Genomic DNA, 18303 nt, shown 5'->3' on the forward strand with positions numbered 1-18303 from the left:
CTCCAGCACCGAACTTCAAGTACCGAATCATGAGCGACAGTCTCCGCGACCAATTGCTGGGCCTGGGCTTCAAGCCCGCGCCCAAGCCCGAACGCAGCGAGCGCAAGCCCGACGAACGCCGCGGCGGCAAGCCCGGCGGCGGCGCCCGCGCCGACGCCAAGCCGGGCGCGCGCCCGGGCCAGCCGCGCCACGACGCGCGCAAGCCCGGCGGCCCGCGGCCCGACGGCGCCCGCGCCGACGGCCGTCCGTCCGGCGGCCACAAGCCGGGCGGCGCCGCCAAGCCCGGCCAGGGCCGTCCGGGTCAGGGCAAGCCGCGCACGCGCGAGGACATCGACCTGGCCAAGGCCTATGCGATCCGCGCCCAGCGCGAGAAGGAAGAGCGCATCGCCGCCGAGCAGGCCAAGCAGGAAGAGGCGCGCCTGCGCCGCGAGGCGCGCGCCAAGCTCGCCGAACTGCTCAAGGACCAGGCGCTGAACGCCGCCGACGCCGAGATCGCGCGCCACTTCCCGTACGGCGGCAAGATCAAGCGCATCTACGTCACCGAGGCCCAACTCAAGCAGCTCAACGCCGGCGAACTCGGCGTGGTGCAGATGGAAGGCCGCTACGTGCTGGTGACCGCGGCGATGCTGGCCCAGGCCGAGGCGGTGTTCGCCCCGGCGGTGGCGCTGAAGGTCGACCCGAACGCGCCGGCCGACGAAGACCCGTACGCCGATCCGCAGTATCAGGTGCCCGACGACCTGGTCTGGTGAGTCCCTCGCGCCGGGTCGCCCAGGCCCGGCGCGTCGTCGGCAGTCGAACAGCGGCGCGATGCCGCTGTCTTCGTCAGCGCGACCGGAAGGCGCGAGGCGGCCGCGGCTGCGCCGCCGGCCCCCCGCATGCCGCTCGCCGATCGCGCGCGCTCAGCGCCGAGCCTGCGGCGCCAGGCTGTCGATCATCGCCTCGATCGCCTGCGCCGTGTCCAGCGGCCGTTCCATCGGGAACAGATGGCTGCCTTCCAGCCAGCGCCAGCGTTCGCCGACCAGGCGCCGGGTCGCGGCGTGGCCGGCGTGGCGCAATTCGCGCGAACGGGTGCCGGCCAGGAACCCGACCGGCACCGGCACCTGCGGCACGCAGTCGCTGAGCGCGGTGGTCGGCAGGCTGCGGTAGATGCGGTACTCGATCTCGCGTTCGAAGGCCAACTCGCGCGAGCCGTCGCCGGCGGCGCGGGTGCCGTGTTCGACGTAGGCCTCCAGCACCCGCCGGTCCCAACGCGCGAACGCCGGCTTGGCCAGGAAATGCGCGCGCACCGCGTCCGGATCGGGCCAATGCCGGCGGCGCTGCAAGGTGGCGCGGGTCGGCATGACCAGGTTGTCCAGGCCGGTGCGGCGGCCGACCTGGACCAGGCGCGCGCGCCAGCCGGCGATCAGCGGCGAATCCAGCATCACCACCCCGGCCACGCGCGCGCCGAGCGCACTGCCGGCCAGGCGCAGGGAGGCGAGCAGGCTCAGATAGCCGCCGAGCGAGTGCCCGACCAGCCAGATCCGGCCGGCGTCGCCGGCGGCGGCGCCGATGCGGGCGCTGAGCTCCTCGACCAGGTGCGGCCAGTCGCGGGTGACCGGGTAACGCGGGTCGTGGCCGATCCGCTCCGGGCGTTCGATCCGGAAGCGACCGGCCAGGGACTCCAGCATCAGGTCGTAGACCGGGGCCGGAAAGCCGTTGGCGTGGGAGAACAACAACAGATCGGTCATGGAGCGGGCGCGGGTCGCGGATGCCGGCGGAGGCGGCGCGGGGCGCCAAACATACCATTGCGTACTGTTTGGCGACAGCGCCGCGCGCCGCGGTTCGCGCGCCCGGCGCGGCCGCTCCGGGCGGCGCTCAGTCGCGGTTGCGGTAGCGCGCTGCGGCGCGGGACTGGGCGAAATTCGGCAGCATCGCCCGGCGGGCGTTTTCCAGCGCCGTCCATTGCGCCTCGTCCGGCAGCGGCGGGATCGTCACCGGCTCGCGGCGGTCGTAGCCGAGCAGGGCGGCGTCGACCAGTTCGTCGACCTCCATGACCCCTTGCAGGCTGTTGACGTCCTTGCCCGAGCGCTGCCAGATCTCGGTCCGGGTCGCCGCCGGCAACACCGCCTGCACGTACACGCCGCGCGGTCCCAGTTCGACCTGCAGGGCCTGGCTGAAATGCTGGACGAAGGCCTTGGTGGCGCCGTACACCGCCATCGCGAACTCCGGCGCCAGCCCGACCACCGAGCCGATGTTGACGATCGCGCCGCGGCCGGCCGCGGCCAGGCGCGGCGCGATCGCCGCCGCCAGCCGCGCCGGTGCGACGGCGTTGAGCGCGATCAGTTGCCCGACCCGGTCCGGGCCCTGGTCGAGGAAGCCGCCGGCGAGGCTGGCGCCGGCATTGTTGATCAGCACTTCGATCGCGGCGTCGTCGCGCAGGCGGGCTTCGACTGCGGCCAGCGCGGCCGGATCGCTGAGGTCGGCGACCAGCACGTCGGCTTGAACCCCGGCCTCGCGGCGCAGGCGTTCGGCGAGGGCGTCCAGGCGGGCGCGATCGCGCGCGACCAGGACCAGGTTGTGACCGCGCCGGGCGAAGCGGTCGGCGTAGACGGCGCCGATGCCGCTGGAGGCGCCGGTGATGAGAACGGTGGGAGTGGGCATGGATAGGGCCTGGATGGGCTAGGAGCTAGCGGTTGAAAGGCAGGAGCGGCGGGCGGGAAGGGCGAGGGATGGCGATTTATTGATGATGAGCGTAATGTTTAAGTTATCATGACGATCATCATGTAACATGTCAAGCCTGTGCCGGAGGGGTCATGAAAGTCAGTCGCGAGCAGGTCGAAGAGAACCGTCGGCGGATCCTGCAGGCCGCGGCGCGCTTGTTCCGCGAGCGCGGGTTCGAGGCGGTGACGGTGGCCGAGGTAATGAAGGCGGCAGGGCTCACCCATGGCGCCTTCTACGGTCACTTCCAGTCCAAGGACGACCTGATCGCGCAGGCCCTGGCCCATGCGCTGGCCTCGACCGAGGCGCCCGCCGAGCCGGCGGCGTTTCTCGCCGCCTACCTCTCGCCCGAGCACTGCGCCGACCTCGCCGGCGGCTGCGCGACCGCCGGCCTGGCCGCCGAGACGCTGCGCCAGTCGCCGCAGGCGCGCGCGGCGATGACCGGGTTCCTGCGCCAGGCCTTGCAGGCGATGACCGTCTCGGCGCCCGGGGCCAACTGCGCCGAGCGCCGCCGCCACGCGATCGGACGCTGGTCGGCGATGGTCGGTGCGCTGATCCTGGCCCGCGCCAGCGACGATCCCGAGCTGTCGGCCGAACTGCTGGCGCAGACCCGGGACTGGATCGAAGCCCGGCCCTGATCGCGCCGCAGCCGCAGCGCGCCGTCCCGGCGTCGCGGACCGTCGTCTCGCCGCTGCGATCTGACTCGGTGAAACGGCGCGCGCGCATACTCGGCCGGCGCGGCGTTCGTGCGTTCGCCGCGCACCGGATCGATTGCCGTCAATCGATTGCCGTCAGTCGATCGCCACCGATGGACCACCACAAAGAGAGGGATTTCATGCGCATCGTTTCCCGTGCGGGCCTCGCCCTGGCCGCCGTCTTCGCCAGCGCTTCGGCTTCGGCCTGCGATTTCGTGCTCCAGCCCGACCAACGCGACATCACCGCCCCCGGCAAGTACTGCCTGTTCGCCGATCGCGAACTGCCGATCGAGATCCGCAGCGACAACGTCGAACTCGATTGCCGCGGCCGCCTGCTCGGCAACGGCGCCGGCTCGTCCTGGGACACGGCCATTTCGGTATCGCCGCGCCGCGGCGTGACCGTGCGCAATTGCCGCATCGAGGGCTGGCCGCGCGGTGTGTACGTCGACCGCGCCAGCGATACCCAGATCGTCAACAACACCGTGCTGCGTCCGCGGTCGGCCGGCTTGCTGGTGCAGGGCAACGACTTGCCCGAAGGCGACGGCGTGCGCCTGATCGGCAACCGCATCGCCAACTACGGCAACCACGGCGCCGTGCAGCCGGTGGTGGCGATCCGGTTGCAGGGCGCCAACCATCTGCAGGCGGTCAACAACGTGATCGCCGGTTTCGGCGGCGAAGGCGTGGTCCATGTCGAACATTCGGCCGATGTGCGCCTGACCGGCAACCAGGTGCTGGATTTCGAGTCCGGCGTCGGCTCGGCGTTCTACCTGGACCGCTATTCGCCGCGCACGCGCCTGGTCCACAACACCGTGACTGCGCTGCGGCCGTACAACGTCCGCGGCATCGAAGGCGAGGGCGTGGGCAACGCCACCTGCATCGAGAACGTGTTCGTCAACACCACGCCGTCGAACCTGGCGCTGTGCGCGGCCAAGCGCAACAACCTCGAGCAGATCAGCCAACCCGTCCCTTGAATCGTCGGGTTGGTCCCCGGCCGCGGCCCCGGTCGCGTCCAGGGCGACATCGCGGGTCCATGATCGTGGTGCGGACGGGGCGCCGGGACGGCGCTCCGTGCCGCACAAGGACAACTCACGAAGAGGAACTTCATGCGACTCATCGCCATTACCGGCCTGGCTTTGTCGGGCCTGATGCTCAGCGGGTCCGCGCTGGCCTGCGAAACCGTGCTCGATCCCCAACAGGTGCAGGTGTTCCATCCCGGCAAGTACTGCCTCAGCGCCAACCGTAGCCTGCCGATCGAGATCCAGGGCAGCGATATCGAACTGGACTGCCGCAGCCGCAGCCTGATCGCGCCGCCCGGCGGCGGCGCCGGCCCTGCCGGCATCCGCGCCCACGGCGACAACCTGATCGTGCGCAACTGCCGCGTCGACGGCTTCGAGCGCGGCATCGAACTGGACGCGCGCGGCGCCTCGCAACTGGTCAACAACACGGTGCTGCGGGCCAGGCAGGCGCCGCTGCTGGTGCACGGCCGGCACGACCCCTTGGCCACGCCGATCCGGGTCACGGGCAATCGGATCTTCGGCTATTACGACACCGAACCGTCCTGGGGCTCGCATGCGGCGGTGCAGGTGATCGGCCTCAATCGCGCGATCCTCAGCAACAACGTCGTCGCCGGCTTTCGCGACGGCCGGCGCGGCCTGTGGCTGGCCGATGCGCCGGACACCCAGCTGATCGGCAACCAGTTCCTCGACTTCGCCGGCGTCGACCGGATGATCCAGTTCGATCGTTCGCCGCGGGCGCGGGTGGTGCACAACACGATCATGCAGTCCGAGCCGGGCCTGCCGCATGGCATGACCGGCGCGGTCGATGCGACCTGCGTCGAGAACGTGTTCGTCAATACCCAGCGCTCGGGCTTCTCCGAATGCGCGGTGAGCCGCCACAACGTCGAGCGTCCGTTGCCGCCGCCCGGCCCGTAAACCCCCGCGGCGAGGTTCGCTCGAACCCGCCGTCCGGCATCGCGACGCCGCCGGTCCGCCGGCGGCGTCCGCTTGCGCCGGCTTTCAGTCCAGCGCCGAACTCAGCCGCGCGCGGGCGCTGTGGGCCAGGGTGCGCACCGTCGACACGCCCAGGTCGCGGATGATGCGGTGGGTGGCGTGCGGGATCGGCGAGTCGTCGATGTCGTGCGGGGCGATGTTCTTGCCCGGCACGCCGGGCAGGAACTCGATGCCGGCGGCGTGATAGCAGTGCTGGACCAGGGCCGAGCAGTACAGCGCGCCCTCCTTGGCCAGCAGGTTGCTGCGCCGGCGCAGGCGCCGGCTGTGCATGGCCATCAAGGTGCCGACCAGTTCGCTGATCGAATAGCTCGACAAGCCGGCCAGCAGGTCCAGCCCGGCGATCTGGACCTGGCGGATTTGCGCCTGGTCCAGGCCGAAGTCGAGGATCGCGATGTTCGGAAAGGCTTCGGCGTCGTAATAGCGCGCGACCCGGTTCTCCTGCACGCCCAGGCGGATCTGCCGATAGCGCAGGTCCAGGTCGGACTCGATCACCCACCACTGGCCGTCGCTGCGGCGTTCGTTGAACAAGAACGCGTGCGACCACAGGCTGCGATGGCCGTCCTCGGTCAGCGGCGCCTGCGCCTTGCGGATCAGCTTGTTGATGAAGTCGCGGCCGCCGCACAGGCCGATCCGGCCGGGGCCGGCGTGCTTCTCGATGAAGGCGGCATTGCCGCGCGGGTCCGAGGAAGCGTCCTCGGCGAGGTCTTCGGGCAGCAGAATGTCGCTCATCCTGGCAACTCTCTGGGTGACGGCGATGGTCGGTGGGGCGCGGCGCCCGTCGCCGGCAACGCGACCGGGCCGGGAGGCGCGAGCGGACGCGGGCCGCAGGGCCCGCACCGCTCATTCGGGATCGTAATCCAGATTCGAGGCCAGCCAGCGTTCGGCCTGGGCCAGGCTCGCGCCCTTGCGCCGGGCGTAGTCCTCGACCTGCTCCTTGGACACCCGGCCGACCACGAAGTACTGGCTGTCGGGATGGCTGAAGTAATAGCCGGACACCGCCGCGGCCGGGTACATGGCGAAGCTTTCGGTCAGCTCCAGGCCGGCGTTGGCGCCGGCGTCGAGCATCGCGAACAGGCTGGCCTTCTCGCTGTGCTCCGGGCAGGCCGGATAGCCGGGGGCGGGGCGGATGCCGCGGTAGCCCTCGTCGATCAGGGCATCGTTGTCCAGCGCCTCGTCGCCGGCGTAGCCCCAGAACTCCTTGCGCACGCGCTCGTGCAGGCGCTCGGCCAGGGCCTCGGCGAAACGGTCGGCCAGGGCCTTGAGCATGATCGCGTTGTAGTCGTCGTGGTCGGCCTCGAAGCGGGCCACGTGCGGCTCGATGCCCAGCCCCGCGGTGACCGCGAACGCGCCGATCCAGTCCTGGCGGCCGGAATCCCGCGGGGCGATGAAGTCGGCCAGGCAGAAGTCCGGTCGATCGGCCGGCTTGTCGGCCTGCTGGCGCAGGAAGTGCAGGGTTTGCGATCCGGGATCGGGGGTTGGGGATTCGACGCGGCGAGGCGACGGGCTGGCGAAGCTCTGCGAGTCCCCAGTCCCGAGTCCCGAGTCCCGCAAGTCGACCACCACATCGTCGCCGACCGCGTTGGCCGGCCACAGGCCGAACACCGCCTTGGCCGAGATCCACTTCTCTTCGACGATCTTGCCCAGCATCGCCCGCGCGTCGCGGTACAGCTCGCTGGCCTGGACGCCGACGATGTCGTCGCTGAGGATCGCCGGGTAGCGCCCGGCCAGTTCCCAGGTGTTGAAGAACGGGGTCCAGTCGATGTAGTCGACCAGTTCGTCCAGCGGATAGTCGTCGAACGCGTACACGCCCGGCGCCAGCTTCGGCGCCGGCGGCGCGTACTCGGCCCAGCCGCCGTCGAAGCGTTGGCCGCGCGCCTTGTCCAGCGAGACCAGGCGCTTGCCGTCGCCGCGGTTGCGGTGGCGCTGGCGGATCTCGGCGTAGTCGGAGGCGTTGGCGGCGACGAACGGCTCGCGCAGCTCGATCGAGATCAGCGACTGGGCCACGCCGACCGCGCGCGAGGCGTCCTTGACCCAGATCGTCGGGGCCTGGTAGTGCGGGTCGATCTTCAGCGCGGTGTGCGCGCGCGAGGTGGTCGCGCCGCCGATCAGCAGCGGCATGGTGAAGCCCTGGCGCTGCATCTCGCGGGCGACGTGGCTCATCTCTTCCAGCGAGGGGGTGATCAGGCCCGACAGGCCGATCAGGTCGGCGTTCTCGGCGCGGGCGCGGTCGAGGATGGTCTGCGCCGGCACCATCACGCCGAGGTCGACGACGTCGAAGTTGTTGCAGGCCAGCACCACGCCGACGATGTTCTTGCCGATGTCGTGCACGTCGCCCTTGACCGTGGCCATGACGATCTTGCCGTTGGACTTGCCGGCGTCGCCGGTGCGCAGCTTTTCGGCTTCGATGTACGGCAGCAGGTAGGCCACCGCCTTCTTCATCACCCGCGCCGACTTGACCACCTGCGGCAGGAACATCTTGCCGGCGCCGAACAGGTCGCCGACCACGTTCATGCCCGCCATCAGCGGGCCTTCGATCACGTCCAGCGGGCGCGCGGCCTCGCTGCGGGCGGCCTCGGTGTCCTCTTCGATCCACTGGTCGATGCCGTGGACCAGGGCGTGGCTGAGGCGTTCGCGCACCGGCTTGTCGCGCCAGCGCAGGTCCTCGACCTTCTTCTCGCCCTTCTTGCCCTTGTAGCGGTCGGCGATCTCGAGCAGGCGCTCGGTGGCGTCGGAGCGGCGGTTGAGCACCACGTCCTCGACCCGTTCGCGCAATTCGGCGTCGAGGTCGTCGTACAGCGGCAGGGCGCCGGCGTTGACGATGCCCATGTCCATGCCGGCGCGGATCGCGTGGTACAGGAACACCACGTGGATCGCCTGGCGCACCGGCTCGTTGCCGCGGAACGAGAACGAGACGTTGGAGACGCCGCCGGAGATGTGGCTGTGCGGGAAGCGGCGCTTGAGCTCGCGCGCGCCCTCGATGAACGCCACCGCGTAGTCGTTGTGTTCCTCGATGCCGGTGGCGACCGCGAACACGTTGGGGTCGAAGATGATGTCCTCGGGCGGGAAGCCGATCTCTTCGGTCAGCAGCCGGTAGGCGCGCGAGCAGATCTCGACCTTGCGCTCTACCGTGTCGGCCTGGCCGGCCTCGTCGAAGGCCATGACCACCACCGCCGCGCCGTAGCGGCGCACCAGCCGGGCCTGGCGCAGGAACTCGGCCTCGCCTTCCTTCATCGAGATCGAGTTGACGATGCCCTTGCCCTGCAGGCACTTCAGTCCGGCCTCGATCACGCTCCACTTGGAACTGTCGACCATCACCGGGACCCGGGCGATGTCCGGCTCGGCGGCGATCAGGTTGAGATAGGTGACCATCGCCTGCTCGGAATCGAGCAGGCCCTCGTCCATGTTGACGTCGATGACCTGGGCGCCGCTTTCGACCTGCTGCCGCGCGACCGCGACCGCTTCGTCGTAGCGGCCTTCCAGGATCAGTTTCTTGAACTGCGCGCTGCCGGTGACGTTGGTGCGTTCGCCGACGTTGACGAAGTTGCTTTCGGGCGTGATCTGCAGCGGCTCCAGGCCGCTGAGACGGGTATGGCGGGGAAGGGAATCGGTCATTGCCTGCTGCTGATTCTTGGCGTTCGCTTTTGCCCGTCATCCCCGCGCAAGCGGGAATGACGATAGGAAGGGCGCGCGGGAAGTTGGTGGAAGTTCATGCCGCCGCGTCGATCAGCTGCAGCCGCGCCCGCGGCGCCACGCCCTCGACCGCCTGGGCGATCGCGGCGATGTGCGCCGGGCTGGTGCCGCAGCAGCCGCCGACCAGGTTGAGCAAGCCGGCGCGAGCGAACTCGCCGAGCACTGCGGCCATGTCTTCGGGGGTTTCGTCGTAGCCGCCGAAGGCGTTCGGCAGGCCGGCGTTGGGGTGGGTGCTGATGCAGGCGTCGGCGATCTGCGCCAGCACATCGATATGCACGCGCAGGTCCTTGGCGCCGAGCGCGCAGTTCAAGCCGATCGCGGTCGGCTGGACATGGCGCACCGAGTACCAGAAGGCTTCGGCGGTCTGGCCCGACAGAGTGCGGCCGGAGGCGTCGGTGATGGTGCCGGAGATCATCACCGGCAGGCGCGCGCCGCGGGCGTCGAAGGCTTCCTCGATCGCGAACAGCGCGGCCTTGGCGTTGAGGGTGTCGAAGATGGTCTCGACCATCAGCACATCCGCGCCGCCGTCGATCAGGCCGTCGGCCGCCTCGCGGTAGGCCGCGCGCAGCTGATCGAAGCTGATCGCGCGGTAGCCGGGACGATTGACGTCCGGGCTCAACGAGGCGGTGCGGCTGGTCGGGCCGAGCACGCCGATCACGAAGCGCGGCCGCGACGGGTCGCGCGCTTCGATCTCGTCGCAGACCCCGCGCGCCAGCCGCGCGCCTTCGAGGTTGAGTTCGCGGGCCAGGTGTTCCAGCCCGTAGTCTTCCAGCGAGATCGTGGTCGAGTTGAAGGTGTTGGTCTCGACCAGGTCGGCGCCGGCCTCCAGGTACTGGCGGTGGATGCCGGCGATGATGTCGGGCCGGGTCAGGGTCAACAGGTCGTTGTTGCCGCGCTGGTCGCGCGCGCAGCCGCAGCCTTCGCCGTGGACGTGGTCGTCGCCGTGCGCCAGGTACAGCCGGTCGTAGCCGTGGGCGAAGCGTTCGCCGCGGTAGTCGGCCTCCTCCAGCGTGTGCTGCTGGATCATCGTGCCCATCGCGCCGTCGATGACCAGGATGCGCTGGGCCAACCCCTGCAGCAGGGCCTGGGCGCGTTCGGGATGGATCCACGGTAGCTGTTTCATCGGCTGGTCCTCACTTCTTCGCCGGCTTGCGCGCCGGCTCGGCGCCGGGCTTGCGCGCCATCAGGGCGATCACTTCGAAATGCGGCGGGCGGCGCTCGCGGGTTACGGTTTCGCAGCTGACGATGTCGAAGCCGGCCTTGTTGGCGAACTTCTGCAGGTCTTTTTCGGCGAAACCCAGGTTGACGTGGCCGAAGGCCTCGACCGCGCCGCGGTGCTCGTGGCGGGCCAGGCTGGTCAGCAGCAGGCGGCCGCCGGGGCGCAGCACGCGCGCCGCTTCGACCACCGCCTGGGCCGGGTGTTCGGCATAGGTCAGGGCGTGCATCAGCACCACCAGGTCGAAGCTGGCCGCCTCGAACGGCAGGGCGTGCATGTCGCCCTCGCGGACTTCGACGTTGCGCAGCTTGCGCAGGCGCTCGGAGGCCGCGGCCACGACCTTGGTGCTGGCGTCCAGGCAGACATAGCGATTGGAGTGCGGCGCCAGCAGTTCGGCCAGCACGCCGTCGCCGGAGGCGATGTCGAGCACGTCGCCGGGCTGCAGCAACGGCAGGGCCGAGCGCGCCAGCGCCTCCCAGGTGCGGCCCGGGGAGTAATGGCGTTCCATGTCGCCGGCGACCGAATCGGCCCAGTTCTGGTCGGAGGCGCGCATCGCCAGCACCGCGGCGACGCGGTCGGCGTCCTGGCGCAGCAGCGGGTCGTCGCTGCCGGTGCTCAGGGTCTGCCACAGGGCGCGCTGGGCCTGGTCGAGCGCGGCCTCGTCGAAACGGTAATAGGCCGACACGCCGGCGCGACGGTCGCGCACCAGCCCGGCTTCCTTGAGCTTGGACAGATGGGTGGACACGCGCGGCTGCGCCAGCCGGGTGATCGCAGAAAGCTCGGCCACGGTCAGCTCCTCGCGCTCGAGCAGCGCAAGCAGCCGGACCCGGGTGGCGTCGGCGAATACTTTGAGTCGGGAGGACCAGCCTTCGAGATCCATCGGTCGTGTGGGTCTGTGTGATGTGGGTGGGGGCGGGACTCGGGACTGGGGACTCGGGACTCGGCAAAGCGGGGAACCGAGCGCTGGGCTCGAGCCCCGAGGCTCGAGCTCCGAGTCCCGAGCTCCGAGTCCCGAGTCCCGAGTCCCGAGTCCCGAGCATCCATCAACGTATCGCGATATAGCGATGAGTGTGTGCCGACCGTGCGTCCAGGTCAAGTCGTGCGGCGGTGCAGCAAGCCGCAACGGCGACTGAAGCGCGCCGGCGGCGCGCGGATGACGCCAGATCCGGGCAGCCGGACGGGTGGGGTTATTCGGCGCGCGCGGCTACAATTCGCAGTCGCGGTCCGGGCAACGGAGCGCGGACCAGGACGCAGAACCAACGCGCCGGTCGTTCCGGGACGCGGCAGCGCCGAAGAGCGCGCCGCAATGGGGGAACGGCCGCAGCGCTCAAACCCAGCAGAGGTGCGACGTGGATTTTGGCTTTACCGAAGAGCAGTTGATGATCCAGGACGTGGCGCGCCGTATCGCCCAGGAAAAGATTGCTCCCAGCGCCGAGCACCACGACCGGACCGGCGAGTTCCCGCTCGAGAACATCCGCACCCTGGGCGAGAACGGCCTGATGGGCATCGAAGTGCCGGCCGAGTACGGCGGCGCGGGCATGGACCCGATCAGCTACGTCCTGGCGATGGTCGAGATCGCCGCCGGCGACGCCGCCCATTCCACCATCATGTCGGTCAACAACTCGCTGTTCTGCAACGGTATCCTCAAGTTCGGCACCGAGGCGCAGAAGCAGCTGTACGTGCGCGCGATCGCCGAGGGCCGCGAAATCGGCGCCTTCGCCCTGACCGAGCCGCAGTCCGGCTCCGACGCCACCGCGATGCGCTGCAAGGCGGTCAAGCAGGCCGACGGCAGCTTCGTGATCAACGGCAAGAAGAGCTGGATCACCTCCGGCCCGGTGGCCAAGTACATCGTCCTGTTCGCGATGACCGACCCGGACAAGGGCGCGCGCGGCATCACCGCGTTCATGATCGATACCGCCAAGCCGGGCTTCCACCGCGGCAAGACCGAGCCCAAGCTCGGCATCCGCGCCTCGGCCACCTGCGAGATCGAGTTCGAGAACTACGTCGCCGCGGCCGAAGACGTGCTCGGCGACGAGGGCCACGGCTTCAAGATCGCGATGGGCGTGCTCGACGCCGGCCGCATCGGCATCGCCAGCCAGGCCATCGGCATCGCCCGCGCCGCCTACGAGGCGACCCTGGCCTACGTGCGCGAGCGCAAGGCCTTCGGCCAGCCGATCGGCGCGTTCCAGATGACCCAGGCCAAGATCGCCGACATGAAGTGCAAGCTCGACGCGGCCCTGCTGCTGACCTTGCGCGCGGCCTGGCAGAAGGGCCAGGCGGAGAAGAACGGCGGCCGCTTCAGCAACGAGGCGGCGATCGCCAAGCTGACCGCCTCGGAGGCGGCGATGTGGATCGCCCATCAGGCGGTGCAGATCCACGGCGGCATGGGCTATTCCAAGGAAATGCCGCTGGAGCGCTATTTCCGCGACGCCAAGATCACCGAAATCTACGAAGGCACCAGCGAAATCCAGCGCCTGGTCATCGCCCGCAACGAAACCGGCCTGCGCTGAAGCCCCAGCCCGATGAAACGTTTCGGCTCGTCACGGCCCACCGCCTGTCCTGAGGACGGCGGCATGGGCTTGCGCGTCGCGAACGCCGCCGCCGTAGCCGGCCCGCGCCCGACGGCGCGCGGCCGCGTGGGCGCGTCGCTCGATTACGGCGCCGCGTCCATCGCCGCCCTGCAAGCCTCGATCGCCCCCATCCCCCGCACCGACTTCCTCTTGGCCCGCGCGAAAGCGTGGGCCTCATTCCATCCGGATCGCCAACGTTCCCATGAGCAATAAAACCAAAGCTTCCAAGTCCGAACCCGCCAAACCGGCCAAGGCCGCCAAGCCGGCTTCGTCCAAGCAAGCCCCGGTCAAGCAGGCCGCGACCCAGCCGGCCGCCAAGTCCGCCGCGGCCAAGGCGCCGCGCATCGCGCCGGCGGCCGAAACGCAGGCCGTCGACCTAGGCCCGATCGTCGAGGCCATGCGCAAGCGCCTGCCGAAGGCGCGCCATGTCGAGGCCGAGGCCTTCGCCCAGGCGTTCTACAAGCGCATGAGCGGCGACGAGCTGCCGCAGCACCCGGCCGAGGGCTGGGCCGCGCTGGCCGCCGACTTCCTCGACTTCGCCCGCGACCGCAAGCCGGGCACCGCCCTGGTGCGCCTGTTCAACCCGACCCTCAAGGCGCAGGGCTGGGAATCGCCGCACACCGTGCTGCAGATCGCCAACGACGACATGCCGTTCCTGGTCGACTCGGTGACCATGGCCCTGGCCGACCAGGGCATCGGCGTGCACGTGCTCGGCCACCCGGTAGTGACCTTCCAGCGCGACAAGGCCGGCAAGCTGGTCGCGGTCGGGCAGGGCGTGTCCGAGTCGCTGATGCACCTGGAAATCGACCGCCAGACGCCGGAGGCGATGGCTGCGATCAAGCAGGCCCTGGACGTGGTGCTCGCCGACGTGCGCGCGATCGTGCGCGACTGGGCGCAGATGCGCGACCGCATGAACGCCGTCGCCGACGACCTGGTCGGCGAGCGCATGCCGGTCGCCGATGAAGGCAAGCGCGAGGCGCAGGCCTTCCTGCACTGGGCCGCCGACAACCACTTCACCTTCCTGGGCTACCGCGAATACGAGGTGGTCAAGCAGGGCGGCCAGGAGGTGCTGCGCGCGATCAAGGACAGCGGCCTGGGCCTGCTGCGCGGCAAGGATGCGGGCAAGCCGCGTCCGCTGACCTCGCTGGCGGCGCACTACATGCCGCAGTCCGGTTCGGTCGACGCGCTGATCCTGACCAAGACCAATGCCCGCTCGACCGTGCACCGTCCGGGCTACATGGACTACATCGGCGTGCTGAGCTTCGACGCCGAAGGCCGCCCGGTGGCGGAAAAGCGCTTCCTCGGTCTGTACACCTCCAGCGCCTACAACCGTCGCCCCTGGGACATCCCGCTGGTGCGCCAGCGCCATGCCTACGTGATGCAGCGCTCCGGCCTGGCCGCCGACAGCCACAGCGGCAAGACCCTGCGCCACGTGCTGGAAACCCTGCCGCGCGACGAGCTGTTCCAGTCCAGCGAGGAGGAACTGTTCAAGACCGCCTCGGGCATCCTCGGCCTGCAGGAGCGCGTGCGCAGCAAGCTGTTCCTGCGCCGCGACCGCTACGGCCGCTACTTCTCCGGCCTGGCCTACATCCCGCGCGAGCGCTTCAACACCGACGTGCGCCTGCGCGTGGAAGCGATGCTCAAGGACAAGCTGCACGGCGAGCATGTCGACACCACCGTGCACATCGGCGAATCGCCGCTGGCCCAGCTGCACCTGATCGTGCGGCCGAAGTCGGGCGAGGCGGTGCAGATCGACAACGCCGCGATCGAGGCCGAGCTGGCCGAGATCGTGCGCAATCGACAGGACGAACTGCGCGACGCGCTGGTCCGCGGCCACGGCGAGCAACGGGGCCTGGCCCTGGCCAACCGTTACGGCCGCGCCTTGCCGGCGGGCTATATCGATGAGGTCTCGGCCGCGGTCGCCGCTCAGGACATCGCCCACCTGGCCGCACTGAGCGGCCCGGACGACCTGCGCCTGAGCCTGTGCCGGACCCGTCAGGGCGAGGGCGGCCTGCGCTTCAAGTTCTACCGCCAGCTCGACGACATCCCGCTGTCGGATGCGCTGCCGATGATGGAGAACATGGGCCTGCGGGTGATCTCCGAGCACCCCTATCGGCTGAGCGTCGACGGCCAGCCGCTCTACATCCAGGACTTCGAAGTCGAGACCGCCACCCAGGACATCGACGTCGACCGTCTCGACGAGACCTTCGAGGACGCGTTCGCGCAGATCTGGCGCGGCAACGCCGAGAACGACGGCTTCAACCGCCTGATCCTGGCCGCCAACCTGTCCTGGCGCCAGGTCGCGATGCTGCGCGCCTACTGCAAGTACCTGCTGCAGGTCGGGGTGCCGTTCTCGCAGAGCTACGTCGAGGAAACCTTCAGCCGTTATCCGCTGCTGGCGCGCCTGCTGGTCGAGCTGTTCGAAGCCCGCTTCGACCCGAGCACCGGCAGCGAGAGCAAGGCCGAGATCAAGGCCGGCCAGGAGCGCCTGCGCGAGCAGTTCGAAGTGCTCGCCGGCGGCGACGCCGCGGTGCTGGCGGTGCTGCAGCCGGTGCTCGACGCCCGCAGCGGCAAGCGCGAGGCCCAGGCCGAAGCGACCCTGGGCGCGCTCAAGGGCCTGCTCGACCGCGTTTCCAGCCTCGACGAGGACCGCATCCTGCGCAGCTTCATCGGCGTGATCAACGCCACCCTGCGCACCAGCTACTACCAGCGCGCCGCCGACGGCGGCGAGCGCGGCTACGTCAGCTACAAGTTCGATTCGGCCCAGGTGCCGGACCTGCCCAAGCCCAAGCCCTACCGCGAGATCTTCGTCTACGGTCCGCGCGTGGAAGGCGTGCACCTGCGCTTCGGCCCGGTCGCCCGCGGCGGCCTGCGCTGGTCGGACCGTCGCGAAGACTTCCGTACCGAAGTGCTGGGCCTGGTCAAGGCGCAGATGGTCAAGAACACCGTGATCGTGCCGGTCGGCTCGAAGGGCGGCTTCTTCGCCAAGCGTCCGCCGCTGGGCGGCGACCGTGACGCCGTGCTGGCCGAGGGCATCGCCTGCTACAAGATGTTCATCAACGGCCTGCTCGACATCACCGACAACATCGTCGACGGCAAGATCGTGCCGCCGAAGAACGTGGTGCGCCACGACAACGACGATCCGTACCTGGTCGTCGCCGCCGACAAGGGCACCGCGACCTTCTCCGACATCGCCAACGGCATCGCCGCCGAGCACAAGTTCTGGCTCGACGACGCCTTCGCCTCCGGCGGCTCGGTCGGCTACGACCACAAGGGCATGGGCATCACCGCCAAGGGCGCCTGGGAGTCGGTCAAGCGCCACTTCCGCGCGATGGGCCGCGACAGCCAGAGCCAGGACTTCACCGCGGTCGGCATCGGCGACATGTCCGGCGACGTGTTCGGCAACGGCATGCTGCTGTCCAAGCACATCCGCCTGGTCGCGGCGTTCGACCACCGCCACATCTTCCTCGACCCGAACCCGGACGCGGCCAGGACGTTCAAGGAACGCGAGCGCATGTTCAAGCTGCCGCGCTCGAGCTGGGACGACTACGACAAGAAGCTGATCAGCAAGGGCGGCGGGGTGTACCCGCGCTCGGCCAAGTCGATCCCGCTGTCGCCGGAAATCAAGGCGGCGCTGGGCATCGAGGGCGCGGCCGCGGCGATGAGCCCGGTCGAGCTGATGAGCGCGATCCTCAAGGCCCCGGTCGACCTGCTGTGGAACGGCGGCATCGGCACCTACGTCAAGGCTTCCAGCGAGTCCAACGCCGACGTCGGCGACCGCGCCAACAACGGCCTGCGCGTCAACGGCAGCGATCTGCGCTGCAAGACGGTGGGCGAGGGCGGCAACCTGGGCCTGACCCAGCTCGGCCGCATCGAGGCGGCCCAGCACGGCGTGCTGCTCAATACCGACTTCATCGACAACTCGGCCGGCGTGGACACCTCCGACCACGAGGTCAACATCAAGATCCTGCTCAACGGCCAGGTCCAGGCGAAGAAGCTGACCCTGCCCGAGCGCAACAAGCTGCTGGCGTCGATGACCGACGAAGTGGCCGGCCTGGTGTTGAACGACAACTACCGCCAGAACCAGGCGATCAGCCTGATGGAGCGGATGAGCCTGAGCCGGTTGGGGTCCAAGCAGCACTTCATCCGCACCCTGGAGTCGCAGGGCCTGCTCGACCGCCAGATCGAGTTCCTGCCGTCCGACGCCGAGATCGCCGAGCGCAAGGCGCGCGGCCAGGGCCTGACCCGTCCGGAACTGTCGGTGCTGCTGTCGTACTCCAAGCTGGTGGCGTTCCAGCAGATGCTCGATTCGGACGTGCCGGAAGACCCGTACCTGTCCAAGGAGCTGGTCCGTTACTTCCCCGAGCCGCTGCAGAAGAAGTACGCCAAGGCGATGGAGAACCACCGCCTGAAGCGCGAGATCATCGCCACCGCGGTGACCAACTCGACCATCAACCGGATGGGCGCGACCTTCCTGCTGCGCATGCAGGAAGACAGCGGCCGCACCCCGGGCGAAGTCGCCAAGGCCTTCACCATCACCCGCGAGACCCTCGACGCGCGCGCCCTGTGGGCGCAGATCGACGCGCTCGACGGCGCGGTCGCCGAGTCGACCCAGATCGACGCCCTGCAGGTGATCTGGAACCTGCAGCGCTCGTTCACCCGCTGGCTGCTGTCGCGGCCGGGCGCGATTCCGGACATCACCACCGCGGTCGAGCGTTACCACGACGGCTTCAAGGACATCCGCGCCGGCAAGGGCATCCTCGGCGACGGCCAGCGGCCGGCGCACGACGCCGCCTACGCCGACTGGAAGGCCAAGGGCGTGCCGGAAGCGCTGGCGGCGCAGCTGGCGGCGCTGCCGTACCTGGAGCCGAGCTGCGACATCATCGAACTGGCCCGCGAGCGCAAGCTCAAGCCGGTCGAGGTAGCCAAGGTCCACTTCCGCCTCGGCGAAGCGCTGCGCCTGCCGTGGCTGCAGGAGCAGATCGATGCCCTGGTGGTCGACGGCCGCTGGCACGCGGTCGCGCGCGGCGTGCTGCGCGAGGAGCTCTCGACCCAGCAGCGGATCCTGGTCGGCCAGGTGCTGAAGATGCCGGGCGCCACCGCCGAGGCCAAGGTCCAGCAGTGGCTGGGCCGCGACGACCAGTCGCTGCGCTTCACCCTGGCGATGTTGACCGAGCTGGCGGCGCAGAAGAGCCTGGACTACCCGACCGCCTCGGTCGCGGTGCAGCGCTTGTCGCAACTGGCCGCACGCGGCTGATCGAGCGCAGGCCGGCCGTCAGGCCGGTCCTGCGCGCGGCAACCGATCGCCATCGAGCCCTCTCCCGCAAGGGAGGGGGCTTTTTGTTGTCTGGCCCGGGCATCTCGTCGGACTAGGAGCGGCGTCCCTCAGGGATTTCCCATGGTCACCAGCCGCGACCGCACCGCCC

At 69.7% G+C, this 18303-nt stretch carries 12 protein-coding genes and 1 pseudogene; 7 read left to right on the forward strand and 6 right to left on the reverse strand.

What is annotated here, in order from left to right; all coding sequences use genetic code 11:
• The first annotated feature begins 29 nt into the window (after positions 1 to 29).
• On the forward strand, positions 30 to 749 hold the full coding sequence (locus AC3A57_RS09775) for a DUF2058 domain-containing protein (RefSeq protein ID WP_487578733.1): 720 nt from the start codon (positions 30 to 32) through the stop codon (positions 747 to 749).
• 150 nt (positions 750 to 899) lie between these two features.
• Here the strand turns inward: AC3A57_RS09775 and AC3A57_RS09780 are convergent, their stop codons facing one another.
• Together AC3A57_RS09780 and AC3A57_RS09785 are read right to left on the reverse strand one after the other, a co-directional pair.
• Positions 900 to 1727, reverse strand: coding sequence for an alpha/beta fold hydrolase (locus AC3A57_RS09780; protein ID WP_487578734.1), 828 nt, complete (start codon positions 1725 to 1727; stop codon positions 900 to 902).
• Positions 1728 to 1854: 127 nt separating this feature from the next.
• Positions 1855 to 2640 carry an SDR family NAD(P)-dependent oxidoreductase gene (locus AC3A57_RS09785; protein ID WP_487578735.1) on the reverse strand — a complete coding sequence of 262 codons (786 nt, stop codon included), beginning with the start codon at positions 2638 to 2640 and terminating at the stop codon, positions 1855 to 1857.
• A 152-nt stretch (positions 2641 to 2792) separates the two neighbouring features.
• On the opposite strand from AC3A57_RS09785, the gene AC3A57_RS09790 reads away from it, so the two are divergent.
• From AC3A57_RS09790 to AC3A57_RS09800, 3 genes are all read left to right on the forward strand, one after another.
• Positions 2793 to 3335, forward strand: a complete 543-nt coding sequence (locus AC3A57_RS09790; protein WP_487578736.1) for a TetR family transcriptional regulator — start codon at positions 2793 to 2795, stop codon at positions 3333 to 3335.
• Positions 3336 to 3532: 197 nt separating this feature from the next.
• Positions 3533 to 4363, forward strand: a complete 831-nt coding sequence (locus AC3A57_RS09795; protein WP_487578737.1) for a right-handed parallel beta-helix repeat-containing protein — start codon at positions 3533 to 3535, stop codon at positions 4361 to 4363.
• Between the two features lie 132 nt (positions 4364 to 4495).
• Positions 4496 to 5323 (forward strand): right-handed parallel beta-helix repeat-containing protein, encoded by an 828-nt coding sequence (locus AC3A57_RS09800; protein ID WP_487578738.1) that lies wholly within the window; start codon positions 4496 to 4498, stop codon positions 5321 to 5323.
• A gap of 84 nt (positions 5324 to 5407) precedes the next feature.
• Here AC3A57_RS09800 and AC3A57_RS09805 read toward each other — a convergent pair whose 3' ends face one another.
• The 4 genes and pseudogenes from AC3A57_RS09805 to AC3A57_RS09820 form a co-directional block, all read right to left on the reverse strand.
• Positions 5408 to 6130 carry a hypothetical protein gene (locus AC3A57_RS09805; RefSeq protein WP_487578739.1) on the reverse strand — a complete coding sequence of 241 codons (723 nt, stop codon included), beginning with the start codon at positions 6128 to 6130 and terminating at the stop codon, positions 5408 to 5410.
• A 111-nt stretch (positions 6131 to 6241) separates the two neighbouring features.
• Positions 6242 to 9013 (reverse strand): methionine synthase, encoded by a 2772-nt coding sequence (metH, locus tag AC3A57_RS09810; RefSeq protein WP_487578740.1) that lies wholly within the window; start codon positions 9011 to 9013, stop codon positions 6242 to 6244.
• Between the two features lie 94 nt (positions 9014 to 9107).
• Positions 9108 to 10214: a homocysteine S-methyltransferase family protein gene (locus tag AC3A57_RS09815; RefSeq protein WP_487578741.1), complete on the reverse strand. Its 1107-nt coding sequence runs from the start codon at positions 10212 to 10214 to the stop codon at positions 9108 to 9110.
• A gap of 43 nt (positions 10215 to 10257) precedes the next feature.
• Positions 10258 to 11187: pseudogene (locus AC3A57_RS09820) on the reverse strand (ArsR/SmtB family transcription factor); the annotation flags it as partial.
• A gap of 469 nt (positions 11188 to 11656) precedes the next feature.
• On the opposite strand from AC3A57_RS09820, the gene AC3A57_RS09825 reads away from it, so the two are divergent.
• Genes AC3A57_RS09825 through AC3A57_RS09835 form a run of 3 tightly spaced genes read left to right on the forward strand, consistent with a single transcriptional unit; the run spans position 11657 to position 18134 of the window.
• The gene (locus tag AC3A57_RS09825; RefSeq protein ID WP_487578742.1) at positions 11657 to 12817 is read left to right on the forward strand and encodes an acyl-CoA dehydrogenase family protein; all 1161 of its coding nucleotides are present in this window, start codon (positions 11657 to 11659) and stop codon (positions 12815 to 12817) included.
• Between the two features lie 12 nt (positions 12818 to 12829).
• On the forward strand, positions 12830 to 13090 hold the full coding sequence (locus AC3A57_RS09830; RefSeq protein WP_487578743.1) for a hypothetical protein: 261 nt from the start codon (positions 12830 to 12832) through the stop codon (positions 13088 to 13090).
• Positions 13080 to 18134 carry an NAD-glutamate dehydrogenase gene (locus AC3A57_RS09835; RefSeq protein WP_487578744.1) on the forward strand — a complete coding sequence of 1685 codons (5055 nt, stop codon included), beginning with the start codon at positions 13080 to 13082 and terminating at the stop codon, positions 18132 to 18134. Before AC3A57_RS09830 ends, AC3A57_RS09835 begins: the two co-directional genes overlap by 11 nt.
• The last annotated feature ends 169 nt before the right edge of the window (positions 18135 to 18303 follow it).

The organism is Lysobacter sp. Soil_C_15 (assembly GCF_057657315.1).